13 protein-coding genes and 2 pseudogenes are annotated in these 16277 nt (G+C 71.0%); 8 read left to right on the forward strand and 7 right to left on the reverse strand.

The window, feature by feature from the left end; translation table 11 throughout:
- Positions 1-22 precede the first annotated feature (22 nt).
- The 3 genes from ABZT04_RS25620 to ABZT04_RS25630 form a co-directional block, all read right to left on the reverse strand.
- The gene (locus tag ABZT04_RS25620; protein WP_356059318.1) at positions 23-2671 is read right to left on the reverse strand and encodes a CBM35 domain-containing protein; all 2649 of its coding nucleotides are present in this window, start codon (positions 2669-2671) and stop codon (positions 23-25) included.
- A gap of 118 nt (positions 2672-2789) precedes the next feature.
- Positions 2790-3362, reverse strand: coding sequence for a MarR family transcriptional regulator (locus ABZT04_RS25625; RefSeq protein ID WP_356059319.1), 573 nt, complete (start codon positions 3360-3362; stop codon positions 2790-2792).
- Entirely contained in the window at positions 3359-5041 is a 1683-nt protein-coding gene (locus ABZT04_RS25630) for an FUSC family protein (protein WP_356059320.1), read from the reverse strand. The genes ABZT04_RS25625 and ABZT04_RS25630 overlap by 4 nt, the downstream gene beginning before the upstream one ends.
- A 232-nt stretch (positions 5042-5273) precedes the next feature.
- Here ABZT04_RS25630 and ABZT04_RS25635 point away from each other — a divergent pair, with 232 nt between their 5' ends.
- The 5 genes and pseudogenes from ABZT04_RS25635 (at position 5274) to ABZT04_RS25655 (ending at position 8372) form a co-directional block, all read left to right on the forward strand.
- Complete coding sequence (locus ABZT04_RS25635) at positions 5274-5831, forward strand: DUF5134 domain-containing protein (protein ID WP_356059321.1); 558 nt, start codon at positions 5274-5276, stop codon at positions 5829-5831.
- Between the two features lie 110 nt (positions 5832-5941).
- Positions 5942-6877 (forward strand): M56 family metallopeptidase, encoded by a 936-nt coding sequence (locus tag ABZT04_RS25640; protein WP_356059322.1) that lies wholly within the window; start codon positions 5942-5944, stop codon positions 6875-6877.
- Between the two features lie 99 nt (positions 6878-6976).
- A pseudogene (locus ABZT04_RS25645) lies at positions 6977-7335 on the forward strand (phosphatase PAP2 family protein).
- A 110-nt stretch (positions 7336-7445) separates the two neighbouring features.
- A pseudogene (locus ABZT04_RS25650) lies at positions 7446-7660 on the forward strand (hypothetical protein); the annotation flags it as partial.
- A 22-nt stretch (positions 7661-7682) separates the two neighbouring features.
- On the forward strand, positions 7683-8372 hold the full coding sequence (locus ABZT04_RS25655) for an HAD-IA family hydrolase (protein WP_356059323.1): 690 nt from the start codon (positions 7683-7685) through the stop codon (positions 8370-8372).
- 138 nt (positions 8373-8510) lie between these two features.
- On the opposite strand, the gene ABZT04_RS25660 is transcribed toward ABZT04_RS25655, so the two are convergent.
- Positions 8511-8759 (reverse strand): DUF2630 family protein, encoded by a 249-nt coding sequence (locus ABZT04_RS25660; RefSeq protein ID WP_043668925.1) that lies wholly within the window; start codon positions 8757-8759, stop codon positions 8511-8513.
- Between the two features lie 261 nt (positions 8760-9020).
- On the opposite strand from ABZT04_RS25660, the gene ABZT04_RS25665 reads away from it, so the two are divergent.
- Complete coding sequence (locus tag ABZT04_RS25665) at positions 9021-9767, forward strand: helix-turn-helix domain-containing protein (RefSeq protein ID WP_356059324.1); 747 nt, start codon at positions 9021-9023, stop codon at positions 9765-9767.
- A gap of 17 nt (positions 9768-9784) precedes the next feature.
- Here the strand turns inward: ABZT04_RS25665 and ABZT04_RS25670 are convergent, their stop codons facing one another.
- A complete protein-coding gene (locus ABZT04_RS25670; RefSeq protein ID WP_356059325.1) occupies positions 9785-10258 on the reverse strand; it encodes a DUF6214 family protein in 474 nt (157 codons plus the stop codon).
- Between the two features lie 225 nt (positions 10259-10483).
- Here ABZT04_RS25670 and ABZT04_RS25675 point away from each other — a divergent pair, with 225 nt between their 5' ends.
- Positions 10484-11836, forward strand: coding sequence for an FAD-dependent oxidoreductase (locus ABZT04_RS25675; RefSeq protein ID WP_356059326.1), 1353 nt, complete (start codon positions 10484-10486; stop codon positions 11834-11836).
- 112 nt (positions 11837-11948) lie between these two features.
- Positions 11949-13298 (forward strand): nucleobase:cation symporter-2 family protein, encoded by a 1350-nt coding sequence (locus tag ABZT04_RS25680; RefSeq protein WP_356059327.1) that lies wholly within the window; start codon positions 11949-11951, stop codon positions 13296-13298.
- Positions 13299-13547: 249 nt separating this feature from the next.
- On the opposite strand, the gene ABZT04_RS25685 is transcribed toward ABZT04_RS25680, so the two are convergent.
- Positions 13548-14828 carry an SGNH/GDSL hydrolase family protein gene (locus ABZT04_RS25685; RefSeq protein WP_356059328.1) on the reverse strand — a complete coding sequence of 427 codons (1281 nt, stop codon included), beginning with the start codon at positions 14826-14828 and terminating at the stop codon, positions 13548-13550.
- A gap of 76 nt (positions 14829-14904) precedes the next feature.
- Complete coding sequence (locus tag ABZT04_RS25690) at positions 14905-16230, reverse strand: PHB depolymerase family esterase (RefSeq protein WP_356059329.1); 1326 nt, start codon at positions 16228-16230, stop codon at positions 14905-14907.
- Positions 16231-16277: the final 47 nt, after the last annotated feature.

The raw sequence follows: 16277 nt of genomic DNA on the forward strand, positions 1-16277 counted from the left end.
GCCGGCCGCCCGTACCTCGTCCTCAGGCCAGCCGGGTCACCGTCACCCGGTCGATCACCGGTGCGTACGCGGAGCGTTGGCCGTACTGGTTCCTGGAGTGGCCGTCGTGGTCCCGGAGTTCGTCGGCGGTGAAGGTGAGAGTGTTGGCGCCGGCGTCGAGCGTGACCGGGACGGAGAGGTCGCGGAAGTCGTTGAAGTGGAAGGTCGTGGGGAACAACACGCGCTGCGGGGCACCCCCGTTGACCGCGATGTCCGCGTGGCGGCAGACCGGGTCCGGGTTGTAGTGGGTGGCGGGCGCCTGCTCGCCGTTGGAGTAGCGGATCGTGAGCGCGTGACGGCCGGCGCGCTCCGCGGTCACGGTGAGGGTGAGGGCGTTCCCGGTTCCGGCTCCGACGCCTTCCACCGCCTTGCCGCCGGTCGCGAACGTGTGGGCGCCGGTGACCCGGGCACTGCCCGTCACGACGCCTTCCTCGGCCTGGTGGGTCGACGTGGGCAGGAGACCGCGTGAAGGCCCTACCTGGAGGCGGTCCAGGACGAGCTGGTCCGAGGTGGCGGTGACGGTGACCTTGTTGATGCCGGACGCGAGGAACAGGGGAACGGAGGATCGTTCAACAATCCCCATGTCGCCTCCGCTGACTGTCCTCATGTCGTCTCCGCCGAACGTCCCCACGTCCATACCGTTGATCGTCGACACATCCTCGCCGTTGACCGTCAACACGCCGTCCCCGGGGCCGACCAGATCGACGCTCACCGCCGCCTCCCCGTCGTCCGCAGCGTGCACCCAGAAGGTTGCGGTGCCGCCCCTCGGCAGTACGGCGACCCCGGGGCCCGAGGCTCCGCGCCACGCGTAGCCGACGCGGGCGCCGCCACCCAGGGCAGCGAACTCGGCGTCGTACAGCGCGGGTGCGTTCACGTGCTCGTCGCGCAGGGCGAGGTCGAGCCTGTCGATGACGGCGTCGCCGCGGGTGGCTCCGAGGTCGGGGTCCTGGGCGGCGAGGGTGATCGTGTGCGCGCCGGCGGTCAGCTCGACCCGGGTGTCGGCGTGTCCCCACACCGCCCACTTGTAGCCGAGCGGCAACCGGAGTTCCTGCGGCTGCCTGCCGTCGACCCGGAGGAAGACATTGGTGGGCCCCTGCTCGCGCACCGCGTCGGCCAGGTTGTAGGAGTTGGCGAAGACGCTCACGTCGTACGTCCCGTCCCGCGGGACCTCCACGGAGAAGGCGAGCACACCGTCGGAACCGGTGCGGAGCCCGCCCACGTGGTAGCCGGTCGAGCCGGCGAACCTGTCGACGGCGGACGGGGACCCCTCGGGCCCGTTCAGCGAACGGCCGCCGCCGAGATAGGTCGCGTCCTCGGCCTGGTACGTCCGCCGCCAGCCGACCGAGGGCGACAGCGCTAGGGCCCCCTTGCCGCCCGGGGAGAGGATCACCTGGTACGCCGACATCTCCTCCAGGTCGGCCAGACGCAGCGTCACTTTGCCGTCCAGGACTGGCAGTTCGCGATCTGTTAGACGCAACGGCTGTGCGGAGGCGCCGAGTTGGCCCGTCCAGGGGATCTCCTGGAGTCGTAGGTGCACGGTCGTGCCGAAGGTTTCGGGGTCGACGTGCTCGAACACGACGTCCGCGGCCCCGCCGGCGCCGCCGAGGAGCACCCGCGCCTGCCGCTTGTCCCGGTCGAGCGCGGCGACGCCCTGCAGCGTGTACTGGACGTTGGGGTGGGGCGCGTCGACCCGGACGGTGTTGCCGGTGAACTGCCCGTAGGCGTTGAACAGCCACCACTGGCCGTTGCCCTTGTTGGCCTCCACGGCCGAGTCGTTGAGGTTGCCGTCGATGTTCCAGTACGCCATGTCGGCGTCGACCTTGGACTCCTCGATGGCGGCGATCCACTGGATCATCTGCCCCGGCACGGACAAGTGGTAGTTGTGTGCGTACTCGTTGAGGTTGACGGGCAGCGGGCCGATGCCCAACTCCTCTTCCAGTGCACGGTACTTGGTGACGTTGGTGCGGATCTCGTCGGGCGAGGACAGCTCGTGCCAGGTGATGACGTCGGGCAGGACGCCCTCGGCCTTGGCGAACTCCAGGAAGCCGCGCACCTCGTCGTACAGGAGGGAGGTGTTGGGGCCGGCGATGCGGGCGCCCGGGTCGAGGTCCTTGATGAGGCGGTGGATGTCCCGCCAGGCGGTGAAGTAGCGGTGCGGGTCGGTGCGCCAGGAAACCTGGTCGTAGCTCCACTCCCCCGTGCCGAACATGTTGCCCTCGGGTTCGTTGAACGGGACGTACACGACATGGGACTTGTACGCGCCCAGTGCCAGCACCTGTTCGACCTGCCTGCGGACGCGCGCCGTGAAGTCGGCGAGCCGCTCGGCTCCGGTGTCGCCGGGCCATTCATAGGGGAAGCCGCGGTAGATGTCGGTCATGTAGACGTAGACGTCCCGGCCGCCCGCCTCCACGAAGGGGCGCAGGATCTCCAGGGCGTCGGCGCCCGGGTGCTGGGTGCCGTCCTGGGCCTTGGTGGAGACCGTGCGCACGTACATGCCCTCGACGACGTTGCGGCTGGGGACGCCGGCGCCGTAGAGGCCGTAGAGCGTGCCGCTCGCGCCGCCGTGGAAGGGGCCCGTTTCGGTGCCGAGGTCGATGGTGAGCGTCTCGCGGGCGGAGGCTGCGGCTGCCACGGCATCAATCCCTTGTTCGACATGTCGTATGCCGGTCGGTGTCCCGAACCGGCCTGGTCGAACGTAGGGAGACCACGCGATCCGCGTCAACGGTCCGTCACGGTCCAGGTGCGGCGGCTCAGACGCGCAGCACGCCCGGTCGGCCTTCCAGTTGGACGAGCAACTCGCCGAGCAGGGAAGCGAGTTCGCCCTGTCCGCGATTGTCCAGGCCCGACAGCACAGTGGTCTCGTAGGCGAGTTGCTCGGGCAGGATGGCGTCGACGAGGTCGCGGCCGGTGTCCGTGAGGCGGACGTGGGCGACCCGGCGGTCGCGGGTGTCGCCGCGGCGCTCCACCAGACCCCGTTCGGTCAGGTGCTTGAGGCGCTTGGTCACGGCGGCGCCCGAGGAGAAGGTCTCCCGGGTCAGCTCGCTCGGCGTCAGCTCGTGCCCGGTGCGGCGGAGCGCGCCGAGGAGGTCGAACTCGGGACGGCTGAGCCCAGCCCGCCGCAGGGGCGCGTCCTCGGCCTGCTGGAGCAGGGCGGCGCACCGGTTGATGCGGCCGATGATCTCCATCGGGCCGGTGTCGAGGTCGGGGTGCACGGCCTGCCACTGCCCGACGACGGCGGCGACGGTGTCGCGCCGCACCGCACCCGGAGCGGTTGGGCGGGCCGGGTCCGGCCCGCCCACCGGCCGTCCGTTCGTTGCCGTCATCCCCGTACGCCCTCCGTCTTCCCGCCTGTGCGCCGATCCACGGCGATCCAGGGGCCTGGCCCCCGGCGTCGTACCGTCGCGGCGAGCGTACGGTGTCCGGACCGCTCGGCGAGCACGACCCGCTCCTGCGGCAGGGCGCGCTGCCACCACTCGCCGGACGCGGCGTCTACGGTGGCGCGCAGTTCGACCAGGGCGGCGGCGAGCGCGCGGTGCGCGGATTCCAGGGCTCCGGGCGCGGGAGTCCGCTCCACGAGGAGCCGCGCGGCCCGCTCACGGGCCCGTTCCACCGCGCTCAGCGCCTCCTCGATGCGGTCGGTCGCGCGGCGGTTGGTGACGGCGACCGCGGCGACGAGGCCGACCAGGGCGCCGACGAGGGTGTCCACGACCCGCTCGGTGATCAGCTCGCCGGGCTGCTGGGTGCGGGCGAACTCGGTGACGAGCAGCGCCATCGGGGTCACACAGACGCTGCCGAGCCAGTAGTTGCGGCCGATCAGCGCCTCGGCACCGAAGTTGAACGCGAGGCAGCACAGCACCAGTGCCGCCGGGTGGAGGTGGGCGAGCGGGGCCACCGCGGCGAAGACGAGCACACCGGCGAGGTTGCCGACGACGCGCTGGACGCCACGGCCCCAGGTGAGGGTGATGTTGGCCTGGTAGAGGGAGGCGGCGGTGACGAGGGCCCAGTAGGGGCGGCCGACCCCGAGGGCGAGGGAGGCGTATCCGGCGAGGGCGCAGCCGAGCGCCGTGCGCAGCACGAGGGGGGTGAGCGGGCCGAGCCTCGTCCACAACAGGCGGGCGGGGGCGGCGAGTTCGGCCTCCACACCGAGGAGTTCGGCTGCGGCGCCCACGGTCTCATCGGCCTGCGGGACCGGTCCCCTGCCGCGCAGTTCGCGCGCCCAGGTGCGCAACCGCTCCGGGTCGGCGTCGGCGGGTGCGGCGAGCGCGACCTCGGCACGGACGACGAGGCGTTCGAGAGCGCGGCGGGGTGCGGTGCGGGCTCCGGTGGCGAGCAGGGACTGCCCGGCGGCGTGGACGGCGGCCGCCGCGGCGGCACGCGCGCGTGCATGACCTTCGCCCTGAGCGGCCGCGTATGCGGCGGCCGCGTTCAGTGCCTGGGCGGTGGCGCGGCGCTCGGGGCCGTAGGGGCGGACGAGCCCGGGCGTCATGCCGACGAGCCAGGCCCAGGCGCCCGCTGCGGCGGCCAGTGCGAGGTGACCGGGGACCTGGCCGAGCGTCTGCGGCGCGAAGAGCGAGGCCGAGCTGATGAAGGTGAGGACCACGTTCCCGGGCGGGCCGATCCGGGTCGCGTCGCAGAGTCCCTTCTGTACGGCGGCCAGGGCGGCGCCGACCGTGACGAGTACGACGGCGTTCGTGGTGAGGGAGGCCGTGACCAGCGCGACGGCGAGTCCGCCGATCATCCCGAGCACCACCCACACCAGGGCACGGGCCCGGGCGGCGTAGGGCTTGTTGTGGGCGTAGAGCGCGCACAAGGAGCCGGCCATCGTGTACATCGCCAGGTCGAGACGGCCGAGGCCCAACAGGATCAGGTTCGGCGGGGCGACGGAGGCGACCACGCTGAGCGCGGGCTTGAACCAGATGTCGGAGGGCCGACCGAGGCGCAGCACGCCGGTGAGCGGGAGACGTCGGACGCGCGGGGTCGGGGCGGGGGTCGCACTGCTCATGGGAAACAAGTTTAGCAGGTGTTTTACTCGTGAATAATTTGCCGCGAACGCGCCTCCGACAGGACTCCGACCTGCCGCGCTCCACCGAGTGCTCCCCGTGTACACCGTTGCGCTCGGTTGCGCCCCGTGCGGCACGGGCATCCTGTGACCGACTGTCGACGGAGAGTGAGGCCGAGGGCGGGGCATGGAGGTCGAGCCGCCCGCCGTTCGTCAGGGACACGGAGCAGGGGGGATGCGCGTGCAGGGTGGACCGGCTTCGCCCGGCTGGTTGCTGGTCGCGTTGTGCGCGGCGACCGGGGCGTACTGCCTGCTGCGGATGCGCAGCCCCGTGGAGGAGCAGCGCCGGGCCGCGGGCGGTGAGGCGTTGATGGGCTTCGGCATGGCCGCGATGGCCGTGCCCGCCGCGGTGTTCAGCCCACCGTCGTGGGCCTGGCCCGGCTACGCGGCGGTGTTCGGCGCGGCGGCGCTGCGCGCCCTGTGGACGGCCCGCAGGAGCCCGCACCATGTGCACCATCTGCTGGGCACGGCGGCCATGATCTACATGGCGCTCGTGATGGCCGCCTCCCCCGCACACCACCACGAGCACGGCGGCTCCGGAGTCCCGCTGGTGACCGGCGTGTTGCTCCTCTACTTCGTCGGATACGTCCTGCTGTCGGGGGTCCGGCTGGTGCCCGCGAACGCCACGGCCGCCGGCGCCGGGAGCGTCGGGTGGGGCGACCGGCCGGAGCTGGCGCGGGCGTGCCGGTTGTCCATGGGGATCGGCATGGTCGCGATGCTGCTGACCCTGTGAAGGGGGGCGGGGAGCCGGAACACGGGCGCGGCTGTACGGAATCGTGGTCTGCGTCACTTTGGCGTGACAAGCCGTACCCCTGATCACCGCGCCGCTCATAGGGTGCTTCCATGATGGTCCCCGCGGCACTGTTGCTGCTCGGCGCCCTGGCCGCCGTAGTCGCCCCACGGCTGCTCGCCCGGGCCGACTGGGCGGACCATGAGCCGGTGGTCGCGCTGTGGGTCTGGCAGTGCGTGGTGGTGGCCGTGCTGCTGTGCTGCGCCCTGTCGATGACGCTCAGCGCCGCCGCCGCGTGGCAGGCGGTGCGCGGTCATGTCTTCGCCAGTGCGCCGCACGCGGTCGTGGACGCCTATCCCCTGGTGACGACCGGGCCTTGGGCCGCCGCGACCGCGGTGACCCTCGCCTGCGGCGGGGCGTGGACCGCGGCGATGCTGGTCCGGGAAGTCGTACGGGCCCGGGCACGACGCCGGCTGCGCAGGGCCGAACTCCTGGTACGGGCCCCGGTGTTGCCCGGCGAGGAGCCCGGCGCCGAGCCGCTGGTCATCCTGGAGGGCGAGCGGCCCGACGCCTGGTGGATGTCCGGTACCGCGCCCCAACTGGTCATCACCACGGCCGCGTTGCGCCGGCTGAAGGGACGCCAGTTGGACTCGCTGCTCGCCCACGAGCAGGGGCACGCGCAGGCCCGGCACGACTGGCTGCTGCACTGCTCGGGCGCGCTCGCGAACGGGTTTCCGCAGGTGCCGGTGTTCGCCGCGTTCCGGGACGAGATGCATCGCCTGGTCGAACTCGCCGCCGACGACATGGCCTCCCGCCGCTTCGGCCGACTGACCACGGCACTCGCACTGGTCGAACTCAACGAAGATCGTGGGGTGTTCGGCCCGTGCCCCACTCCGCAGGCCCATGTCCCGCAGCGGGTGCACCGGTTGCTCACTCCCCCGGACCGGCTCACGGCAATGCGCCGCCTGGGCCTGACCGCGACGGCGGCGCTGGTCCCGGTGGTGCCGGTGCTGGTGGCCTTCGTGCCCGGGTTGCGGGCGCTCGGCTGAGGAGCGGCGGAGCTTCACTCGCACACCACGGGTCGTGGAGGATCGTTCCATGCGCACCCTGTCCCTCCCGTCCCGATCGTCCGGCGCACCACCGTCTCCCTGGCGCTGTGCTCGGCGGCGCTCCTCACTCCGGTCGCGGTCGAGTGGGATGGGCGGTCGAGCAGCGCGGGGCGACGCGTACGTGCAGGATCCTGACGGACTGGATCTGGGACCCGCTGACCCTGCGCCTTGTGTGTGCGGGCGCCGTGGTGTGGCTGGTATGACGGCGCTCGGCCTGGTGGACGGCCCTATGGCTGGCGTACGGCCATGGCCACGGCCGTGATCTCCGTCGCGGGTGTGGGACTGACCCGTGTGTGGCTGGGTGTGCACTGGCTGTCGGACGTGGTGGGCGGCTGGCTGCTAGGGGCGCGCTCGTGGTGGCGGTGGCTGTCGGGGGGTACGAGCGGTGGCGGGTGTGAGAGTGGCAGAGTGGCGGCATCGATATGTCGGACCTGCGGAGCTACTCACCGCGATCCGGCCGGGCGCGGCGGGCGAAGTCGTACGGTCGGTCGCCGACCTACACGTCTGGCTGACCGGACGCGACAAGGCCGAGCTTGCCGAACCCTTCACCTTCGTCGTCGACCTGGACGGACTGCTGCGGATGGCGCCTCGCCGGAGTGAGCATGTGGCGTGTGCCGGAGGCACGGATGTCCTGGGCGCGGGCGAGATCGCACGGCGGGGGCCTGGGTCGTCACGATGGTCAGCAACCAGTCCACCGGGTACTGCCCACACATCGACTCCTGGCGTGACTGCGTAAGATCACCACATGAACGCCGTCCTCTTCGACTTCTCCGGAACCCTCTTCCGCATAGAGTCCACCGAGTCCTGGCTCCGTGCCGTGCTGCGCGACACCGGGATCGCGCTGCCCGAGCCGGAGTTGGCCGAGGCGGCGCGGGCGCTGGAGTCGGCGGGGGCGATGCCGGGTGGGGCGCAACCCGAGCGGCTGCCCGAGGAGTTCGCCGAGGTGTGGGCGGTGCGGGACGAGAGTGCCGCGCTGCACCGGGCCGCGTACACCGGCGTCGCACGCCAAGTCCCGCTTCCCGACCCGGCGTTGTACGACGCGCTGTACGACCGGCACATGACGCCGGCCGCCTGGACGCCTTACCCGGACACGGAGGACGTCCTGCGGACACTGCGCGAGCGCGGGATCGGCGTGGGTGTGGTCAGCAACATCGGCTGGGATCTGCGGCCGATCTTCCGTGAACACGGCCTCGACCCGTACGTGGACGCGTACGTCCTGTCGTACGAACACGGCATCCAGAAACCGGACCCACGCCTGTTCGCCGTCGCCTGCGAGGGCCTCGGCGTCGCCCCGGAGGACGTGCTGATGGTCGGCGACGACCGGCGGGCGGACGGCGGGGCGGCGGCTCTGGGGTGCGGGGTGCACTTCGTGGACCACCGGCCGGTGACGGAGCGGCCGGACAGTCTGCGGCCGGTGCTTGACCTGGTCGGGTAGGACAGGCTTCGGGAGCGGGGCTGAGCTGAGACAACCCCGGCCCGTCGGTCCGCGGTGTCGGCGGGCTTGCCTGAGCCGACCCCGACGAGGTCGCGCTCGACTCCTAGCCGGAGGCCTGAAGCGCCCGCACCGCTCGCCTCACCCCTGATACCCCTCCACCTCGGACTCCGGCCGCACCCGCGCCTCGTCCGGGTTCTCCCCGAACTCGACCTTGGCGCGACGCTGCCGCAACAGGTCCCAGCACTGGTCGAGTTCCCGTTCCAGTTGGCCGAGTCGCTGATGTTCCGTGGTGCTGTCGATCGTGCCGGACGCGAGGGCCTCCCGGAGCTTGCGCTCGTCGTCGACCATCTCGTTGATCCGCGCGAAGATCTGCTGGTCCTGCTCCATGCCCGTGCTCCTCATCGGCTCGACACCCGTGCCCACTCTAGGGACGGATCACAAGCCGTGCGACAGATGTGCGAGAAGCAGGCACCGGAGGACGGGTCAAAGGTCGCCCGAGGAAACCATTGGGTGAAAAGGAGCCGCCCGCCTGAGACGATCCCCCGCGTCGCCCCAGACGGACGGCAGCATTGGCCAGGCCCCCACGGCGGGGGACCCGGACGTCCTGAGTATAGTTGGCTGATAGCCAGTCAACGCAGGAGTTACAGCATGTCCCCGCGAAGCGCCTCGGTCAATGAAGAGTTGCGACGGCGTTCCCGCGAGCGGCTCTTGCTGGCGGCCCTCGAACTGGTCGGTGAGCGCGGATACGAGGCCACGACCTTGGGCGACATCGCGGACCGGGCCGGCTCGGCGCGGGGCCTCGTGTCGTACTACTTTCCCGGAAAACGCCAGCTCGTACAGTCCGCGGTGCACCGGTTGATGCACCGCACCCTGGAAGAGGCGCTGGAGTGCGAGCCCCGGACCGACGACGGTCGGGAGCGGATGGCGCGGGCCATAGACGCGATCCTGGGCCTGGCGCAAGACCGCCCCGTGCTGATGCGCCAGCACATGGCCGGACTCCTCCAGGGCGAGGGCTTCGTGCAGTGCCCGGAGCAGCGGCGACTGTCCGAGCTGCTCGGCGAGACCATCGCGCGGTACGGGTCGGGGAACGTCCCGTCCGACTACCCGATGCTGCGAGCACTGCTCATGGGCGCGGTCTACGCGGCACTGGTGCCGGGGGTGCCCATGCCGATTCCGGTGCTGCGCTCCGAACTGTTCAAAAGGTACGGTCTCCACCGGGAGTTGGGGGTTCCGCACCATCCCGGTGCGCCGGGCGGGGTGGCCGACACGGACCTGTCACGGTTCTTCGAGACCGACGACCGGACGGCTGACGACGACAACTCCACGGATCGCGACGGCAGTTCCGCGACCGTCAGACCTGGCGACGACCATCCCACCCTGCCGACCAACGCCTGATCGCCCGACAGGCCTGCTCAGCGCCGCGCATGACGAGGCGTCAGGTATCCCGCGTCGCGCGCCTGGGAGATGAGCCGCAGCGACCGGCGCCGACTGTGCCCGGTCGCGCACATCACCGCGAGGACCGGATCGACGCCCTCCTCCTGCGCGGCCCGGTACTCCTGCGCCACCAGCCAGCGCCCCTCGATGCCGCGCGGCCAGGCCGGACGGGCCCGGCGCGCACCGCCCGACTCCACCCCCTCCTCCCCTTCCGCCACCCCTGGTTCCAGTCCGCACGCCTCGAACAGCGGTGCCTCGATCCAGTCGGCGAGGACCGTCAAGTCGTCAAGGGACAGGGCCGGTTGGGCCCGTACGTCCTCGACGGAGACGTTCTGCTCGGACACCACGGCGAGTGCGTCGACCCGGGCACCGTCGGTGAAGGCCAGTCTGACGTGGAACCACGAGGTGGTCCGGTCGTGCTCCTGCACTTCCCACGCGGGCCATACGGACACCGCACCATCCGCCGGGCATCGATCGGAAAGATTAAGAAAGGATGCTTCTAGCACACACGCAACGTAACCGCATGATCACATTCCATACGAACGGACACGCGCGCCCACCATGGACCGGCCCGCACGGCACTCTGTCAGCGGAGCACCGGTGGTGCGATCCTGGACCTGTCAGTGGTCTGGCGATTCTGCGATCTCCTGTGTGCCTCTCGGGTTAGGAGTTCCGCCGTGCTACGTGTCGCCGTCGTCGGTTCCGGGCCGAGCGGGGTCTACACCGCCCAGAGCCTTGTCCAGCAGGAGCCCGGGGTGCTGGTCGACGTGCTGGACCGGCTGCCGTGCCCGTACGGTCTGGTGCGCTACGGCGTGGCGCCCGACCACGAGAAGATCAAGTCCCTGCAGAACAATCTGCGCACGGTCCTGGAGCACGAGCGGGTGCGGTTCCTCGGCGGGGTGCGGGTGGGTCCCGGACCCGGCGGACTGACGACCGCCCGGCTGCGGGAGCTGTACGACGCGGTCGTGTACTGCGTGGGCGCCGCCACCGACCGCCATCTGGGGATTCCCGGCGAGGAGCTGCCGGGCAGTTGGTCGGCGACCGAGTTCGTGTCCTGGTACAGCGCGCACCCGGACTCCACCGCCGACGGTTTCGTGCTCGGGGCGCGCTCGGCGGTCGTCATCGGCCTGGGCAATGTCGCGGTGGACGTTTCCCGGATGCTGGCGCGCGGCGCGGCCGAGCTGAGCCGTACCGACATGCCCCAGGCGGCACTCACCGCGCTGGCCGCGAGCGGTGTGACGGAGGTCCACATGGTGGGCCGGCGCGGCCCCTCGCAGGCCCGCTTCACCACCAAGGAGCTGCGCGAACTGGGCAACCTGCCGGACACCGAAGTAGCCGTGGATCCGGTCGAGTTGGCGCTCGACCCGGACTGCCTCGACCCCTCCGTGCTGCCCGCCGCCCAGCGCCGCAATGTGGAGACGCTGCGCACCTGGGCAGCGCTGCCTTCCTCGGGCGCCCCACGCCGTATCCGGCTCCGCTTCTTCCTCCGTCCCGTCGAAATCCTCGCCGAGGGTGGGCGCGTGGGCGCCGTGCGCTTCGAACGCACCGCGCCGGACGGCCGGGGCGGAGTAACCGGCACAGGTCGATTCGAGGACATCGGGGCGCAGTTGGTGCTGCGCTCGGTGGGATATCGCGGGGTGCCCTTGGACGGGTTGCCGTTCGACGCCGATCTCGGCATCGTGCCGCACCGGGCCGGCCGTGTCGTACGCGACGGAAGGACCGTACCCGGCGAGTACGTGGCCGGCTGGATCAAGCGCGGCCCGACGGGAGTCATCGGAACCAACCGCCCGGACGCCAAGGAGACGGTGACGTCCCTGCTGGAGGACGCCTCCATGCTCGTACGACGGGACGCGCCCGAGGACCCCCTCGCCGTGCTGCGTGCCGAGGGGATCGAGCCGGTCGAGTGGGCCGGATGGGAGGCCATCGAGCGGGCCGAGGCGGAGCTGGGAGCCTCCCTGGGGCGAGGTGGTGTGGTCAAGCTGCCCGACTGGGCGGCTCTGCTCGCGGCGATACGTGGGTCGCGCACATAGCGGAAGGGCATGACACACAGCGGCAACACCACAGACATCAACAAACTGTTCAAGGCGCTTACGGTCTCGTGCTGTTCGCATGTTCTTCCCCCTCCGCCGCTCAGGAGTGCCCATGGCAACGACCACCCCCGTACATCCCGTCGACGAGGTCCCGCCCATACGGCAGTTGGCCGCCTTCGGGCTTCAGCATGTGCTCGCGATGTACGCGGGCGCGGTGGCGGTGCCGCTGATCGTCGGCGGGGCGATGAAGCTGTCGGCCGCCGATCTGGCGTATCTGATCACCGCGGATCTACTGGTGTGCGGTATCGCGACACTCATCCAGTGCGTCGGCTTCTGGCGGTTCGGGGTACGGCTGCCGATCATGCAGGGCTGTACGTTCGCGGCCGTGTCGCCGATGGTGCTGATCGGTACGACCGGCGGCGGACTGCCCGCGATCTACGGGTCCGTGATCGTCGCGGGGCTGGCCATCGCGCTGCTGGCACCCGTCTTCGGCCAACTGCTGCGCTTCTTCCCTCCGTTGGTCACCGGCACGGTGATCCTGATCATCGGTCTGTCGCTGCTGCCGGCGGCGGGCAACTGGGCGGCCGGCGGACAGGGCGCGAAGGACTTCGGTGAGCCGAAGAACCTGGCGCTCGCGGCCTTCGTCCTCGTCGTCGTCCTGGGTGTGCAGCGGTTCGCGCCGGCGTTCCTGAGCCGCATCGCGGTGCTGATCGGCATGGCCGTGGGGCTCGTGGCCGCGGTGGCGTTCGGTTTCACGGACTTCAGCGGGGTCGGGGACGCCGACTGGGTCGGCATCAGCACGCCGTTCCACTTCGGTACGCCCACCTTCCATGCCTCGGCGATCGTGTCGATGCTGGTGGTGGCGCTGGTGACGATGACCGAGACGACCGGTGACCTGATCGCGGTGGGCGAGATGACCGACCGCCCGATCGAGCCGCGCTCCCTCGCCGACGGCCTGCGCGCCGACGGCCTCTCCACCGTCCTCGGCGGTGTCTTCAACACCTTCCCGTACACCGCGTACGCCCAGAACGTCGGGCTCGTCGGGATGACCCGGGTGCGCAGCCGCTGGGTCGTCGCGGTCGCCGGTGGCATCCTCGTCGTCCTCGGCCTGCTGCCCAAGTTGGGCGCGGTCGTCGCGGCGATACCGGCGCCGGTGCTCGGCGGCGCGGGCCTGGTCATGTTCGGCACGGTCGCCGCGAGCGGCATCCGCACCCTGGCCCAGGTCGACTTCAAGGACAACCACAACCTCACCGTCGTCGCCGTCTCGGTGGCCGTGGGCATGCTGCCGGTCGGGGTGCCGACGGTGTACGCGCGGTTCCCCGACTGGTTCCAGACGGTGATGAACAGCGGGATCAGCGCGGGCTGTCTGACGGCGATCGTGCTGAACCTGGTCTTCAACCACCTTCCGGCGAAGGGCAGTTCGTCCACCACCACGGCTGCCGCGAAGGAGTCGGTCGCCTAGGACTTGTCCGCCGATCATGGGTCTGGCCGGTCAGGGACGAGGCCCGGGTGAGCATCATCGTCAAGCTCTTGTCGAAGCCGGCGAGCCACGCATCGTCGTCGGTGAGGACGAGGGCGGTCGTGTCTTCGCGATCTCGCCCGGCCGCTCTCGTCGGCGGCGCCCGTCGCCAGAGCCGCGGCGTCTACTGCTGCGGCGCGTAGGAGCTCACGTTCGGAGCCGGATGGCGAACACCTGTCCGGCGGATCGCGTCTAACGCAGCAGCCCGGCCGGGACCGTCGCGGCCAGCACCCCGTACCCCTTCGGGTTGAGGTGCAGCCAGTCCCCCACCTGGAGGGACTCCAGCAGTCGGCGCGGGTCGGCGGGGTCGCGTACGGCGCGGTCGAAGTCGAGGACCGCGTCGAAGTGGCCGCTCGTCCGGATCCAGGTGTTGACCACCTGGCGGCAGGACTCGCGTTCACCCGCCGGGTCGTCGTAGGAGTTGCCGCCGAAGGGGAGCAGGGTGGCGCCGTAGACGCGGATGCCCTGGGCGTGGGCGCGGACGACGATCTGGTCGTAGGCGGCCAACAGGTCTTCGGCGAGCCGGTGTTGGGCGGCCTGGGTCGCCTCGGCGGTGCCGATGTCGTTGACGCCCTCGAAGACGATGAGGCGGGTGACTCCGCTGCGCGTCAGGACGTCGCGGTCCAGACGGGCGAGGACGTTGGGGCCGAGGCCGTCGTTGAGGACGCGGTTGCCGCCTGCTGCCTGGTTCAGGATCGACACGGCGGCGGTGGCAGGGTGGGCGCGGAGGCGGTCGTAGAGCTGGTCGGGCCAGCGGTCGTTGGCGTTGGTCGTGGAGCCTCGGCCGTCGGTGAGCGAGTCGCCCAGGATCGCCACGGCGCTGGTGTCGTGCGGGGCGAGGACCTCGACGTCGCTCAGCAGGTACCAGTGGTCGACCGGGATCGCACCGGGCAGGTCCTCGTCCCGCGTGTGATCTCCGAGCTGGAGATACGACGTCGTGCGCGAACCGGGGTGCGAGGTGAGCGCGAGCGAGGGCTGACCCGTCGCGAGGTACGTCGTCACGGTCAGGACGGACGCGGCGGGCAGGTCCAAGTCCACCGGGTCGGAGACCAGTTGGGCGCCGACCGGGACGGTCGCCGACGCGCGTCCGGCGAAGGTGACCGCCTTGCCGCTTCCATGCACGATCGCGCTCGCTCCCGGCTTGCCGTCCACGGGGAGCGCCACCGTCACCGCGGTGAGCGGGAGCGGGGTGTCGCCGTAGGCGTTGGAGTAGCGCAGCCGCAGAGTACGGCCGCCGGTCGTGATGCGGAGTGTCTGTCGCAAGGTGGTGTCGACCAGGATCGAGTTGGTGCCGGTGAACGGGGCGGGCGGCAGGTTGGCGGGTTCGGTGAGTTGGGGCATCGCCGTCCAGGTGTGCAACCAGTGCACGGCGGGACGAGGCGCATTCCCTTCCGCGCGTGCCGAGTTGGGGACGACCAGCGCCGACAGCGCGGTTGTCGTCGCGGCGATCGCGGTCCGTCTCGTTGGCTGCACAGAACCTGCCTTCCTCTGAGGGGAGTTGGGGCAGGGTGCGCGCCGGAAGCGACACAGGCACGCACCCCGGGGTGGATCAACCGACCGTGCAGGACGTCCCGTTGAGCGTGTAGGCGGTGGGCCCCGCACTGTTCCCGGTGTGGTTCGCCTGGTAGCCGATAGTCACGCTCGCGTTCGGGGCGATCGTGCCGTCGTAGGACGCATTGGTGGCCGTCACCGTGCCGGAGGCCGGTGTGTACGTCGCTCCCCAGCCGTTGGTGATGGTCTGGCCGGTGGGCAGGGTGAAGCCGAGCTGCCAGCCGTTGACCGTGGTCGTGGCGGTGTTGGTGATCGTCACGGAGGCGGTGAGGCCGGTGTTCCAGGCGCTGGTCGTGACCGCCACCTTGCAGGGACCGGTCGACGGCGGGGGTGTGGTGCCGCCGCCGGTCAGCCCGAAGAAGGTGAGGACGCGGGCGCCCATGCCGTACGTGTAGAGGTTGTGGGTGACGCCCTGGAGGCTGATCGCCTCGACGGGGGCCTGGTCACCGGTGGCGCCGTAGCGGGTGCGGGTCCAGCCGCTCACCGGGGAGTCGGTGGCGGCCGGGGTCTGGCTGACGCCCAGCACGTTCGTCCACTGTTTGATCTCCTCCCCGAAGTTGGGGTAGAAGAGCGTCGCGTCGGCGGTGCCGTGCCACAACTGCATGCGGGGGCGGGCGCCGGTGTAGCCGGGGTAGGCGCCGCGCACCAAGTCCCCCCATTCCTGGGGGGTATGGGTGACGGTGCCGTTCGCGCAGGCGGTGTTCCACTCGGAGCCGTCGGTGGTGGCGAAGCAGCCGAAGGGCACACCGGCGAAGGCGGCGCCGGCCGCGAACACGTCGGGGTAGTCGCCGAGCAGGACGTTCGTCATCATCGCGCCGGAGGAGATGCCAGTGGCGAAGACGCGGCTCGGGTCGGCGGAGTAGGTGCTCTTCACCCAGTCGACCATGGACTTGATGCCGACCGGATCGCTGCCGCCGTCATGGTGCAGGGCCTGGGGCGAGGAGACGTCGAAGCACTTGCTGGCACGGGTGACCGACGGATAGACGACGATGAAGCCCAACTGGTCGGCCAGCGAGGCGTATTCGGTGCCGGAGTACATCGCCGGGCCGGATCCCCCGCAGTAGTGCACGGCCACCACGATCGCCGGGTGTGCGGTGACGGCGGCCGGGACGTACACGTACATCTGCAGGTTGCTGGGGTTGGTGCCGAAGCCGGTGACCTCGGTGAGGGTCGCGGTGGGGACGGCCTCGGTGCGGGCGGCGGCCGGGGGTGCCACCAGCGTCAGGACGGCGAGGAGCGGCACCAGTGCTCCGAAGAGGGCCAGGAGCACCGAACGCGGCGGTTTCGCGGCGGACTTGAGGGTGTTGTCGGCTGTGGGGCGCACGTCTTCGTCCCTTCCAGATCGCGGCTCGTGCGGCATCGTTCAGGGCG

It is taken from the genome of Streptomyces sp. NPDC005492, assembly GCF_040605995.1.
Lineage (GTDB): Bacteria > Actinomycetota > Actinomycetes > Streptomycetales > Streptomycetaceae > Streptomyces.